The organism is Microcoleus sp. F10-B2 (assembly GCF_036704965.1).
Classification (GTDB): Bacteria; Cyanobacteriota; Cyanobacteriia; order Cyanobacteriales; family Microcoleaceae; genus Microcoleus.
In genome coordinates this window covers 54926-67460 of record NZ_JAUBTB010000042.1, presented here as the reverse complement: position 1 = coordinate 67460, position 12535 = coordinate 54926, and the positions used below count along the sequence as shown (strand labels likewise).

Here is a 12535-nt window from a genome sequence, read left to right as displayed (position 1 = left end):
CTCCTTCCCTCACACTCCTGTAGATGCCTTCTATGCTTGTAACTCCTCCTAGTTGTAAAAAACCTACACCTGTCAGGAGAATAGGAGAGGGGGAGAGGGGGAGAATTGCCCAATTACCAATTACCAATTACCAATTACCAATGACTAATTCCCCATTACCAATTACGGATTTCCAATTACCCATTAAAAAACATATTTTTCAGCGACGCGCCAATAGCGGGAAAAACGCTTCAAATCAATGTAACCATCGTAGCGGACAAAGGGTTCTGGCGGCAAAATTTCTACTGGGTGCGATCGCTTAATTTTCCGGCAAATATCCTGAAACCGAGGACTGGGACTTTCCGCAGTCACCACTTGATTGGCGCCGGATTCGATCGCAAAAGCGATAACTTCCGCCGCCACATCGCCCCGCCGAATAACTACCGGCAACTCCAGCAAACATTCGTAAATAAACACCATTCGTTTGAGACTCAACTGCCATTCATCAATCAGCGCATCATCCCAAACCCAGATTGCCGGTGCCTCTGGGTGCGCTTGAAAAGCGGGGCCTTCAGGACTCAAACAGTCGCCGTGCAGCCAAATAATCGGATTGTTCATAAATGGGGAATGGGGAATGGGGAATTGGGAATTGGGCATTGGGCATTGGGCATTGGGAATTGGGAATGGGGAATGGGGAATGGGGAATGGGGAATGGGGAATTGGGAATTGGGCATTGGGCATTGGGCATTGGGAACTTGTACGATCGCGTAGCCGAAGTATTAGGAATTGGGAATTGCTAGTTGGGAACCAATAACAAATAACCAATAAGCTGTCGCGCATCTAAATTAGATTTTTAGGGCGGGCGGGACGCCCACCCCACAAAACTTTTAATAAAAATTACTATACAAATTAGATGCACGCCAGCTTAACCAATAACTAATAACTAATAACCAATTCCCCATGCCCTGCGCGGGCCCATGCCCAACAACTTTTTAATTTCTGCGACCTTTTTTAGGGCGTTCCCAACTTTTAGAACCGCCGCTGCGATCGACCTTTTCTCCATGAGGAAACAACTTTCCTTCCAAATATTCGTAAGTTCCCTCAAAATCGCATTGCCCGTACAGAGGACAATCGCGACAATAAACCGCCTTAGTGTAACGCTCCAAATTTTCGCGATTAAAAAAATAAGGTTTGTGGCTAAAAGTGCTCGCTACCCACTGCCAAGAAAGATTGTTGCTCGCCGGATCTCCATCTAGCAAATGTTGCAAAAACCAGCGAGCTCCGGCTTGCCAGCGCACGCGCCGCCAGTGTACGAGATAAGCGGCAGTCCACATCCGCTGGTGGTTGTGCAAATAACCAGTTTCTCGCAACTCGCGACTGAAACTGTCGATGCAAACCAAACCAGTCGTGCCCTCGACGACATCCTGCGGCAGAGTTTCGCTGTAATCTTTAGCAGTGTAACCAGTTTTGTAGGGTTCCCGGTCTTGCCAAATCCCGTTGCCCAATTCGGCGTACAGTCGCTGCCAATAATCCCGCCAACCCAACTCGTTGACGAGTTTTACTGCCTCTTCTCGATGCCGCACCTTCTCCAGTACGGCATCCCGGACTTCGGCAAGACTCAAAACGCCGTAGCGCAAATAGGGCGACAAGCGCGTTACCGCACCGTTGAGGAAATTGCGGGTTGAGGCGTACTTGCCGGGGTCAATTTGTTGCAGGGCTGTCTCGGCTGCTTTCCGCCCGCCTGGGGTTGGGGGTACGCTGCTGTCCCGGCCGGCAGCTTCGGGGAACTGTTGGCGCACGTAGGCTATTAATTCGTCGCGGCTGGCAAATTCCCGCTCCATGTCCTGACTCATTGTTTTCTCAAGCACCTGTTATTGTTTCTTAATGTTAAAGCTATTTGTTCGGGCCTGCGGGGTCGATCGCCCTAAACCCTTCGCTCCTGGTAACTCACATCTTGCACCATTGTTAGCAACAGGCTTTCCGGCCTGTGAAGCGAGAAAATTTATCTTTTGTGGAACAGGCATCTTGCCTGTTCATAAAGGCTAATTGATTATCGTGCAATATCTCAGTGCTAACGTACAGTTTGCCCCAGCAGCAATCGATCGTCGGCCCGCAGCCAAAAGTAGCATCAAAGTCAGTACACTCAGGGATAGATATCATACCAAAATCTCATGGAAACTTTTCCGGCGGACGCTCAAGCGATCGCCAGCTTAGCTAACCGACAGCAGCAAGGTACAAAACAACTGGAAAACAGCGAAGTTCAAGAGTTCGATCGAGCCATGATGCGCCGCTGCATAGAATTGGCTCGCCGTGCTCTGGGCAAAACCGCACCCAACCCCCTTGTCGGTTCTGTAATTGTCCGAGACGGCAAGATTGTCGGCGAAGGGTTTCATCCCGGTGCCGGTCAACCTCACGCCGAAGTTTTTGCGCTCCGGGAAGCGGGGGAACTCGCCGCAGGAGCGACCGTCTACGTCAACCTGGAACCCTGCAACCACTACGGGCGGACTCCTCCCTGTTCCGAAGCTTTAGTTAAGGCCAAGGTGGCAAAAGTAGTGGCTGGCATGGTCGATCCGAATCCTTTGGTAGCTGGAGCTGGACTTGCCCGGTTGCGAGAGGCTGGCATTGAAGTGGTGGCGGGAGTGGAAGGGGAAGCTTGCCAAAAACTGAACGAGGCTTTTGTGCACCGGATTTTGTACCGCCGGCCTTTGGGAATTTTGAAATATGCAATGACTTTGGACGGTAAAATTGCTACCAGTAGCGGCCACAGCGCTTGGGTAACAGGCGAGGAGGCTCGCAGCGAGGTACACCGGGTGCGCGTCGGCTGCGATGCTGTGATTGTTGGGGGAAATACGGTGCGTCTGGACAATCCCCTACTGACGAGTCACCAACCTGATAGGAATAATCCTCTGCGGGTGGTGATGAGCCGCACTCTGGATTTGCCGAAGTCGGCTTGGTTGTGGGAAACCTCTGTGGCGGCTACTTTGGTGTTGACTGAGCCTGGGGTTAACCCGGAATTTCAGGAATTTTTGATCGCCAAAGGGGTGGAAGTTGTGGAGCTCTCGCCGCTGACACCGACTAATGTTATGGCTTATTTGTACGATCGATCTTTTCTTTCTGTACTGTGGGAGTGCGGTGGCACTTTGGCCGCTCAGGCAATTACTGAGGGTGCAGTTCAAAAAATTATGGCTTTTATTGCTCCTAAAATTGTCGGGGGCCAAGGAGCTCCAACTCCTGTAGGAGATTTGGGGTTTTCCGCAATGACTGATGCTTTGACTTTAGAGCGGGTTTCTTGGCGCGCCGTAGGTGCAGATTGTCTGGTGGAAGGCTATTTGAAAATTAAAGATTGAAAGTTAAAAGCGAGTCTTTTTAGTTTTTGATTTTTAACTTTTAACTCCTTTTATGGTTGAAGTTCTGATTTGGAGTTTGATGGTTGGCAGTCTCGGCTTGGAGGCTGCGCTCGCGGGTGTATTAGTGAGCCGCGAGCAATTGGCGGCGGGGCAAAAGTACGACGAGGAGGAGGAAGTTTTGACTCGGTACGAATCTCAAGAAGATAATTTTAATGCGCATGAAAATCCGCGCTCGAATGGCAATCCCAAATCCGCTCCTAATGCTGTTGATTTGACGGTTTGGGAGTACAAGATTGTGCGGGCTAGCAATGATTTGTTTCGCAATCCTGCGATTTTTCACAAGCTGTGCCAGGAAGAGGCGGAAGTTGGCTGGATTTTGCTTGAAAAGCTCGACGACAGGCGGGTGCGGTTCAAACGTCCGATCGCGCTGCGGGACGCCCCGATGCCTAATTTACCAATGTTTGACCCTTACCGCACTCATTACGGCCCGCTCTCGAATGCGATGACTTGGGCGGCGGCGATCGTGTTTCTGAGCGCGATCGTGCTACCTGCTGTTTTGGGCTATGCTTTGGTGTCTGCTACTCTAACCAGAAGTCGCTCTAATTGGCCTCCGGCACCTGTTCAATCTTTGCCCTCTCCCAGCGGGCAAAAAACTAATAAGTGAAACCAGGAAAATTGGGAATGGGTAATTCTAATTGGTAATTGGTAAATTGACGGCTGTCGAAGCCTGTTTTATAGCAAGTCTAAATCATTTGTAAACCCGATTTGTGTTACCAACCGCGAAGGCGCGTCAGCGATCTTATCGCGAAGGAAGACAGGAGAAGTGTATGTTGGTTGGACTGATTTAGGCTTGCTATATACGTTAATTATTCTATTTTAAGTTTGGGGCGGTATTGCTGAGGGAGCCGATAGCAATCTCAAGTCATAATTTGTATCGCCTTGAAATTGAGAAACGCGGACGAAATAAGTCCCCGCAGGCAAAGCCCCATTACTGACAATTGTTTCTGAAGACGTGCCTAAATTGTTAGAGGAAGCAATAATATCGTCTAATCCAACTGCGCCGTTGCCGTTCAAATCCTGAATTAATTCTACATCAACATCTGCACTCAAACCGTCCACAGTTACACTGAAAAGGCTGGGAGTATTGAGGATAAAACTGTAAATGTCGGTTGGTTCAGTAGCGCCCACAAAATCGCTCGCAGTTTGAATTTCTCCGAGAATGCCCAGGCTTTTTGCTGCGATCAAATTGTCGGCGGGATCGGGGAGAGTGCTCAACAGTCCTTCTTGTTGACCGAATTGAATGTAGTGCTCGATCGCGCTTTTAACTGCGCCGCTTTGGACTGCTGCTGCTACCAGCGGATATTTTTCTAGATAAAAGCTGGGATCGAAGAAAACGCTGGCTTTGCGGTTTTCTAATTGACCCGCTTTGAAGTAGTGTTCAAATGGGGTAAATTGATTTGTTTGGACTGCTGTCTGAACGTCTGGGTTGCTTGCTAGATAAAAATTAAAATCGAAGAATGGGTTTGGGCTGCGAACTTCAAATTGACCGAATCTAATAAAGTGATCGGCTGCTGAAACGCCATTGAGTTTGACTGATACCGCTACATCTGTATTGGTGTCTAAATAATAGCTGGCGTCGAACAGGGCATTCGGGTCGCGATTTTCAAATTTGCCAATTTTTCGGTAGTGATCGAAAGGACTCGATACCGTGCCTCTGGCAACTGCTACGGCGACATCTGGGTTGTTTTCGAGATAAAATTTGCTGTCGAACAGTGTTCTGAGGGTTAGCATTATTAAAAAAATCTCTCTGGACTTTAGTCTGGAAAGTGCACGATCGAGAATCCAGTTTACATCAAAGTTTTGTTTTGTGAGGATGTCTTAATTATGGCTAAATCTACACTGATGGCAATGCTGCGCCGCGCTGCGACTATTGCCCAGAAATCAAGGGAAACGGGGATTCCGGCTGATGAACTGCTGGGGATGCTGACGGCTGGCATTCCCCATTCTCCCATATCTCGGCGCCGCTTGTTGCACGGGGGCTTAGCTGCTGCGGGGGCTGTGGCTGCTGCGACTTTTACCAGGGAGGGAGGGGGAGCTTTTGCTCAACAGGGCGGACGATCGCCGATTTTGGTTGTGGGTGCGGGAATTGCGGGTTTGACGGCGGCTTATCGCTTGCGTCAAGCGGGCGTGCGCGCCGATATAATCGAGGCAACTAACCGCGTGGGGGGGAGGATTCGCACTATTCCCAAGGCGGCTGGAACGCTGATTCCGGCGGAGTTGGGGGGAGAATATATTGACACCGGTCATACTAATTTAATTTCGCTGGCGACGGAATTGGGTTTGCGGGCGATCGACTTAGCCCAAGTGCAGAGTGGATTGGTCAAGGATACTTTTTTCTTCCAAAGGCGCCGCTTTTCTCTTGAGCAATTAATCGCAGATTTTGCGCCCCTAGCAACTAAAATTAATGAAGATGTGGAGGCTATTGGAGATAACATTAGCTATCAAGATTTTACGGAAACAGCGGAAAGATTGGACAATCTTTCGATCGCTGAATATCTAGACCAAGCTGATACTAGCACGATTGTCCGGCAGTTACTCCGCATTGCTTACACGGTGGAATACGGTCGAGATCCCGAGGAACAGTCGGCGTTAAATCTGCTGTTTTTAATCGGTTCTGAAGCTGGCAGTTTTGAAGTGTACGGCAACAGCGATGAGCGTTATCAAATTGACGGCGGCAACAGTCAAATTATCAACCGTTTGGCGGGTCAATTGTCTGGTTCGATCGAGGCGGGGACGGTTTTGGAAGCGATTACTCTTTTGCCGGATGGTCGCTATCGGGTAAATTTGCGATCGGGACTAAGCGCGTTCGAGCGCACTTACGAGCGAGTTTTGTTAACTTTGCCGTTCAGCACTCTGCGAGACGTTAAAATTAACGTACCTTTGCCCCAACCAAAGCAGCGGGCGATCGAGCAGTTGGGTTACGGTACTAATTCTAGGTTAGTTACTGGCTACCGCAGCCGAATTTGGCGAGAACTTTATCGCTCGACTGCTTCTGTTTATACCGATTTAGAATTCCAGACTACCTCGGAAGCTACGCCTTTTGCCCCTACTCCTAACGGTTTGATAAGTACTTTGACAGGAGGAAAGCTGGGTTTGTCGATCGGTGCCGGAACTCCAGAAGACCAAGCACAAAGATTTTTGAACCAATTTGAAATAGTTTTTCCCGGAGTGAGAAATTTGCGATCGGGCAAAGCTGTGCGAGCTTATTGGCCCGGAGAACGCTTTTCTAAAGGTTCTTATGCCTGCTATTTAGTCGGACAGTGGACGCAAATGTACGGGGTTGAAGGCGAACGAGTTGGCAATTTATATTTTGCCGGGGAACACACTTCGCTGGAAAATCAAGGTTACATGGAAGGCGGTTGCGAAACTGGACAAAGGGCGGCTGTTGAAATTTTGCAAGACTTGGGTTTGATACCTTCTGCTGATGCTTTGAATGCTCGAACTGCTAGCAGTTTGAACAGCCGCCGTCCCAGCCGGAAAATTCCCGGAGCGCGGAATCTTGGCAATAGAAAGCCGAGTATTAGATAATCTCGTAAGGTGCGTATTTAATGCTTGTTTGCCGTTGCTCCTAGCCCGTGCATCTAATTCTTGTGGGGTCGGCTTCTAGCCCGCCCAAAAATACAATTTAGATGCCCAACAGCTTAAAGCCATTTTACTGATTTTAAATCGGAACCTACCCCCTGCGGGGGTAGTTCTGGGGGCTGTATTCTTTGTCCCGTCTCGGTTTTAGCGACTTGACTGCCGACAAACCGCAGTCATGTATTTAAGATTTTCTCAATATTTAGGGCGAGAGTATTGTTCTATAGATGAATTTAAGCAAAAACCCCGCCACATAAGGGTTGTAAGAGATTGAAGTCATGTAAAAGACTTGGAGGCTCCGGGCAAGTCTCACCTCGCAATGGTTTCACACGGAACTTACCCCGTGTGCGGGGTAAGTTCCGTTAAATCAGTAAAATTACTGATGCTTAAGATTTGTCATCTACCTTAAGATAGAAATCCTGAAGTTATCCGAGCATCATTAGGGAAGTACCACGGGAGCATCACCCATACCAGGTGTCGCTGATGGACATGAACGATGAGAATTGCCCCATCCGCTACAGGTAGTTTCCACCAAAGCACAATTTTTCCTACCCATAAGAAAAGATGAATCAATTGAAGCAGTCGGTAAAGCAGTTTTGGTCGATCGCAAACCCCTACTTCTTTTCCAGAGAAAAATGGGGAGCTAGGGGGTTGTTCGCCCTCGTAATGTTATTAATGCTAGGTTTCAATGCTGTGGGCATAGTCCAGAGCTATATTGTGCGGGACTTGATGAATGCAGTCACGGGAAAGAATGTTTCAGACTTCTATAAGATGTGGCTGATGCTATTGGGTCTGTTTGCCATATTCACGCCCATTATGGTTTTCTTCTTCTATTCGCAAAATGTACTGCAACTCCACTGGCGGAAGTGGCTAACGAATCACTTACTGAAGAAATATTTTAGCAATCAAGGTTTCTACAAAATTAAGTTTAATGATAAGGTTGATAATCCCGATCAGCGTTTAGCTGAAGACGTTAATTTGTTTGTCAAGCAAAATATTGATATTTGGGGATTATTATTCAACCAAGTTGTCACAATAATTTCTTTTCTCGGCGTTCTCTTTACAATTGACAAGGTTCTGACTTTAGTTGTATTGATACTGGCTGCTTTTAGAACTATTTTCACTATCTTTATAGGTAAGAGGTTAAGTAGATTAAAGTTCAATCAGTTACAACGAGAAGCAAATTTTCGCTATAGTTTGGTTCATCTTCGAGACCACAGTGAATCCATTGCATTTTACCGAGGTGAAGAGCGTGAATTTAGTGCAGTATCACAGCGATTTAATGAAGTCTTGAATAATTTTAATAACCTGATTGTCTTGCAGCGTAACCTTGGTTTCTTTAACCAAGGAACCGGGATGATATTTACAAATTTACCTATAGTTTTTTTAGCTCCTCGATACTTTGCGGGTCAGATAGATTTTGGGCAGGTAACGCAAGCTTCTGGAGCGTTTGTGTCTATTTTAAGTGCTTTGGGCTTTATTGCCGAGAATTTTGATATGCTAACTAACTTTACCACTCAGATTAATCGTTTAGGAACATTTGATCGGGTTCTGTCCGAGCAAATGGCAGCACCTCGAGCCGGCATGGCAACGATTGATGTTGTGGAACAGCACTATCTAGCCCTCCAACGGGTTACCTTAGAGACGCCTAACTATGAGCGAATCTTAGTTAGAGATTTATCTTTCAAGGTGGGGCAGGGTGAAAGCGTCTTGATTGTTGGACCTTCTGGCGCTGGCAAGAGTTCGTTAATGCGAGCGATCGCAGGATTGTGGAATGGGGGTACGGGTTGCATTGTCCGTCCTAAACCGGAGGAAACGCTGTTTTTGCCCCAACGGCCTTATATGCTGCTAGGGGACTTACGCAGCCAATTGCTATATCCCAACACCAGCGGTCAAGTTACTGATGAACAACTGCACGAAGTACTCGAACAAGTCAATCTTTCCCATTTGCCAGAACGGGTAGGTGGATTTGATGTGGAATTGGAATGGGCTGATGTTTTGTCACTAGGAGAACAACAACGGTTAGCATTTGCACGCCTACTGCTGACTAAACCTCGCTACGCTATTTTGGATGAATCAACGAGTGCATTGGATGTGGCTAACGAGAGACGGCTCTATCAGTTGCTCAAAGAAACAGGAACTGCCTTTATAAGTGTCGGTCACCGTCCGACTTTGGTACAGTATCACGAGCAGGTCTTAAGGCTAGTTGGTAATACCAATTGGCATCTGATATCGGCTAAAGATTACAGCCCAGATCTCGCCGAGTTTGCTTGAAAAATGCAATTGCCGAACTGCAAGTAATGGTCTTTACCGTATCCGCCTGAAAATTCCAGGCGTGCGATCGGGTAGAACAGAGTAACTTTTGACCGTACCCGTCCATCACTTCCCTTTTAGGAGTTTTTCAATAGCGTGTTGCCATAGCATTGACATCACTTGAAAGCAGTTGATAAAGACTCCAACGCAGTATAGCAATCCTAAATCATTCAGATAAATTTGTAGGGGTAGTGCCCCCGTGCCTACCCCCTCTCTATCGGGGCAACCACGGGGGGATTGCCCCTACAATAATTACGCAAATCATTTAGGATTCCTATATACTGATAGCGATCGCCATGTTTGAAAAGATGTAGTGGAGAAAGCAGTTATAGTTCTGCTGCCCTAGTCCTACACCAGCAGATGCAACCCGCTACTATCAGCAGGGTTCGCGTGAAGATAGCGACCCGTCGTCTCAATTTAGCTGTGTCCCAATGTTGCTTGCACCAAGTGGATGGGCACGCCTCTATTCAATGCTTGACTGGCGGGAGAATGCCTTAGCCAGTGCGGCGAAACTTTCCCCTCAACCTCGACCCGCTTGCCGGCAGTCGCTACAATTTTGAGAACGTGGGATGGGGTCAAGTGCTCTCTTTTCCTGCTCAAGAACACCACAATCAGTTCTAACGTTTTTGTCCTGGGTTATCTTGAGTAACGACCATGACTTTACTTTACTTTCTAAAGTTTGATATCTTATTATAGCACAATGCAGCGTGAGTGCGACGCCCCCTAAATATAGATATGCTAGCCTAAATCTTAGCTGTATTGTATTGTAGCAATTAATTTCCTAACTTGCCTAAAAAAGCATGATTTATTTACATTTAACAGTAGCTTTCTCTAGTTTACTAATGTCCCCGATATCAGCTCGCCCTTTGATTGCAGACGCTACAAATACAATTGCCCAAAACTCCGAAATTGACGAGCCGTTTTGCTACATCAAAACCCCCGACGGCAAAACAGTAGACTTGGGCAAGTTATGCGATAAACAGCCATCTTTAGGAACTTCTCAAACTTGCATTACCGGTTCCAACATGGCTGCAAAAGTGTCAATTACGGCGGCAAATTATGACGGCAAGTTTTTCAGCGGTCAAGTCCTTAATCAAGGCTGCAAAATAATCAAGAATGTCAAAGTCAATTATCAAGTTCTGGACGAGTCAGGCAATTTAATTGACAACGGATTTATCGACGCTGAACCAGTTACTCTTGCACCCGGACAGTCAGCCGCCTTTCGGGGCGAAGTTGTCGCGGGGGCTAAGGTGCAGGCGACTCATGCAGACGGTCAAGAATGATTTTAGATTTTAGATTTTAGATTGAAGAATTGGACAATGAACCCCACGGATTCATCCGTGGGCTTTCTATCCCGGATGCTTTCGGTGAAGAATGATTGTTGATATTTGCCCGATCGCTGATATCATATTTTGGCTCAGATATCTGTAAAAACAGAACTTGCAGAGGTAAAATATCTTGAAAACTCGATCGACATACTGGCAAATCTTACCCTACCTCCGTCCCCAAAAACAAACCATCGGTAAAGCATTAGCTTGTACCGTAGTATTTACCGTATTTTGGCCGATTATAGCGTGGCTGGTTGGCGAAACCGCCAAATTTATAGGTAAAGGAGATTTACAAGGGTTCGCTCAAATTGCTGCACTCAGCGCCATTATCTTTCTAATTCGCGGTACAGCCCAGTACGGTCAAGATACGCTGATGGCAAAAGCAGCTTTGACTATTGCTTTAGAAATCCGCAAAAAAGTCTACTCCCACCTGCAAAAACTCAATCTCGGCTACTTTGAAACTGCCAAAACTGGAGATTTATCCTACCGCCTCACAGAAGATATTGACCGCATTGGCGAAGTCGTAAATAAATTTTTTCATCAGTTTATTCCTTGTATTTTGCAGCTAATTGCCGTCCTGGGATATATGATTTATCTCAACTGGCAATTAACCTTGGGTGCATTAATTATTGCACCGCTGATGGCTATCTTAATTGGTTGGTTTGGCGAGAGATTGCTGAGTTACTCGCGGCAAAGCCAAAATCGCATCTCTGATTTATCCGCTTTGCTGACAGAAGTATTCAGCGGCATTCGTTTAATCAAAGCATTTGTGGCTGAAGACTACGAAATTGCCCGCTTTGCAGAAGAAGCAGAACAAAACCGGCGCGCTAAGTATTTGTCAGAAAGAGTAAAAGCACTTCAGTTCGTTGTAGTTGGCTTTCTGGAAGCGATGAGCGTGATTTTGCTCTTTTTCCTGGGAGGTTGGCAAATTTCTCAAGGAAATCTCACAGGTACTCAATTTATCAGTTATATCGCAGGGGTGGCACTTTTAATTGACCCCATTGCTATTACAACTGCTAATTACGGGGATTTTAAGCAGGGAGAAGCTTCTAGCGATCGCATTTTTGAATTATTAGCAATTGAACCCACAGTAGTTGAAAAACAGGGTGCAATTGAACTGCCCCACGTTACCGGAAAAGTCGAATACCGCAACATTAATTTTGCCTACCCCCCTCAATCCCCCCTTGATAAGGGGGGAAAACAGCCTCAACCCCCCCTTGATAAGGGGGGGCAAGGGGGGGTTCCGATTCTGCAAAACATGAGTTTGTTGGTGCTTCCCGGAGAAATGATTGCCCTCGTGGGTGCATCCGGTGCGGGTAAAACTACTTTAGTAAACTTGTTACCCAGATTTTACGATCCGCAAGCGGGACAGATTTTAATTGACGGTATTGATATTCAAGATGTCACCTTAAATACTCTGCGGAGGCAAATCGGAATTGTACCGCAAGAAACGATTTTATTTTCGGGTACAATTGCTCAAAATATCGCTTTTGGACGCTCTTATTATGAACTGAAAGATGTGCAAAAAGCTGCGGAGATTGCTAACGCTCATCAATTCATTAGTGAGTTTCCCGACGGCTATCAAACTTGGGTAGGAGAAAGGGGTGTAAATTTATCGGGGGGACAGAAACAAAGAATTGCGATCGCCCGTGCAGTTCTGCTCGCTCCCAGAATTTTGATTTTGGATGAAGCGACATCGGCGCTGGATTCGGAATCCGAAGGTTTAGTGCAAGAAGCGCTGGAAAGATTGATGCGCGATCGCACTGTGTTTATTATCGCGCACCGCTTGGCGACTGTGCGGAGAGCCGATCGCATTTTAGTTTTGGAAAAAGGCAGAATTGTGGAATCAGGGACGCACGAGGAGTTGCTGGAAAAGGGCGATCGCTATGCTGGCTACTACGCTCAACAGTTTAGTCAGTAGGCTACGTT

Annotated in this window: 12 protein-coding genes; 7 read left to right on the top strand and 5 right to left on the bottom strand. The window is 47.0% G+C overall.

The window, feature by feature from the left end; genetic code table 11:
- Window positions 1-183: 183 nt before the first annotated feature.
- Window positions 184-597 (bottom strand): hypothetical protein, encoded by a 414-nt coding sequence (locus tag QUA99_RS17700; RefSeq protein WP_333239069.1) that lies wholly within the window; start codon window positions 595-597, stop codon window positions 184-186.
- Window positions 598-599: 2 nt separating this feature from the next.
- Between QUA99_RS17700 and QUA99_RS17695 the strand changes: the two genes are divergently transcribed.
- On the top strand, window positions 600-779 hold the full coding sequence (locus QUA99_RS17695) for a hypothetical protein (protein WP_333239067.1): 180 nt from the start codon (window positions 600-602) through the stop codon (window positions 777-779).
- Window positions 780-971: 192 nt separating this feature from the next.
- Here QUA99_RS17695 and QUA99_RS17690 read toward each other — a convergent pair whose 3' ends face one another.
- The gene (locus tag QUA99_RS17690) at window positions 972-1832 is read right to left on the bottom strand and encodes an FAD-binding domain-containing protein (protein WP_333239065.1); all 861 of its coding nucleotides are present in this window, start codon (window positions 1830-1832) and stop codon (window positions 972-974) included.
- 112 nt (window positions 1833-1944) lie between these two features.
- Complete coding sequence (locus QUA99_RS17685) at window positions 1945-2139, bottom strand: hypothetical protein (protein WP_333239063.1); 195 nt, start codon at window positions 2137-2139, stop codon at window positions 1945-1947.
- Between the two features lie 11 nt (window positions 2140-2150).
- On the opposite strand from QUA99_RS17685, the gene ribD reads away from it, so the two are divergent.
- Together ribD and QUA99_RS17675 are read left to right on the top strand one after the other, a co-directional pair.
- On the top strand, window positions 2151-3326 hold the full coding sequence (gene ribD / locus QUA99_RS17680) for a bifunctional diaminohydroxyphosphoribosylaminopyrimidine deaminase/5-amino-6-(5-phosphoribosylamino)uracil reductase RibD (protein ID WP_333239061.1): 1176 nt from the start codon (window positions 2151-2153) through the stop codon (window positions 3324-3326).
- A gap of 52 nt (window positions 3327-3378) precedes the next feature.
- Window positions 3379-3990, top strand: coding sequence for a hypothetical protein (locus tag QUA99_RS17675; RefSeq protein WP_333239060.1), 612 nt, complete (start codon window positions 3379-3381; stop codon window positions 3988-3990).
- Between the two features lie 212 nt (window positions 3991-4202).
- On the opposite strand, the gene QUA99_RS17670 is transcribed toward QUA99_RS17675, so the two are convergent.
- On the bottom strand, window positions 4203-5117 hold the full coding sequence (locus QUA99_RS17670; RefSeq protein WP_333239059.1) for a PPC domain-containing protein: 915 nt from the start codon (window positions 5115-5117) through the stop codon (window positions 4203-4205).
- A gap of 93 nt (window positions 5118-5210) precedes the next feature.
- Between QUA99_RS17670 and QUA99_RS17665 the strand changes: the two genes are divergently transcribed.
- Window positions 5211-6914, top strand: coding sequence for an NAD(P)/FAD-dependent oxidoreductase (locus QUA99_RS17665; protein ID WP_333239057.1), 1704 nt, complete (start codon window positions 5211-5213; stop codon window positions 6912-6914).
- 615 nt (window positions 6915-7529) lie between these two features.
- Entirely contained in the window at window positions 7530-9239 is a 1710-nt protein-coding gene (locus QUA99_RS17660) for an ABC transporter ATP-binding protein/permease (RefSeq protein WP_333239056.1), read from the top strand.
- Between the two features lie 456 nt (window positions 9240-9695).
- Here the strand turns inward: QUA99_RS17660 and QUA99_RS17655 are convergent, their stop codons facing one another.
- Entirely contained in the window at window positions 9696-9884 is a 189-nt protein-coding gene (locus QUA99_RS17655; protein WP_333239071.1) for a tyrosine-type recombinase/integrase, read from the bottom strand.
- A 194-nt stretch (window positions 9885-10078) separates the two neighbouring features.
- Here QUA99_RS17655 and QUA99_RS17650 point away from each other — a divergent pair, with 194 nt between their 5' ends.
- Together QUA99_RS17650 and QUA99_RS17645 are read left to right on the top strand one after the other, a co-directional pair.
- Window positions 10079-10561 (top strand): FxLYD domain-containing protein, encoded by a 483-nt coding sequence (locus QUA99_RS17650; RefSeq protein ID WP_333239054.1) that lies wholly within the window; start codon window positions 10079-10081, stop codon window positions 10559-10561.
- A 175-nt stretch (window positions 10562-10736) separates the two neighbouring features.
- Window positions 10737-12527, top strand: coding sequence for an ABC transporter ATP-binding protein (locus tag QUA99_RS17645; protein WP_333239052.1), 1791 nt, complete (start codon window positions 10737-10739; stop codon window positions 12525-12527).
- Window positions 12528-12535 lie beyond the last annotated feature (8 nt).

What these genes read in the sequence shown, in the direction of transcription:
- QUA99_RS17700 (WP_333239069.1), bottom strand. Translation starts at nt 597, where the DNA reads ATGAACAATCCGATTATTTGGCTGCACGGCGACTGTTTGAGTCCTGAA.
- QUA99_RS17695 (WP_333239067.1), top strand. Translation starts at nt 600, where the DNA reads ATGGGGAATGGGGAATGGGGAATTGGGAATTGGGCATTGGGCATTGGG.
- QUA99_RS17690 (WP_333239065.1), bottom strand. Translation starts at nt 1,832, where the DNA reads ATGAGTCAGGACATGGAGCGGGAATTTGCCAGCCGCGACGAATTAATA.
- QUA99_RS17685 (WP_333239063.1), bottom strand. Translation starts at nt 2,139, where the DNA reads ATGATATCTATCCCTGAGTGTACTGACTTTGATGCTACTTTTGGCTGC.
- ribD (WP_333239061.1), top strand. Translation starts at nt 2,151, where the DNA reads ATGGAAACTTTTCCGGCGGACGCTCAAGCGATCGCCAGCTTAGCTAAC.
- QUA99_RS17675 (WP_333239060.1), top strand. Translation starts at nt 3,379, where the DNA reads ATGGTTGAAGTTCTGATTTGGAGTTTGATGGTTGGCAGTCTCGGCTTG.
- QUA99_RS17670 (WP_333239059.1), bottom strand. Translation starts at nt 5,117, where the DNA reads ATGCTAACCCTCAGAACACTGTTCGACAGCAAATTTTATCTCGAAAAC.
- QUA99_RS17665 (WP_333239057.1), top strand. Translation starts at nt 5,211, where the DNA reads ATGGCTAAATCTACACTGATGGCAATGCTGCGCCGCGCTGCGACTATT.
- QUA99_RS17660 (WP_333239056.1), top strand. Translation starts at nt 7,530, where the DNA reads ATGAATCAATTGAAGCAGTCGGTAAAGCAGTTTTGGTCGATCGCAAAC.
- QUA99_RS17650 (WP_333239054.1), top strand. Translation starts at nt 10,079, where the DNA reads ATGATTTATTTACATTTAACAGTAGCTTTCTCTAGTTTACTAATGTCC.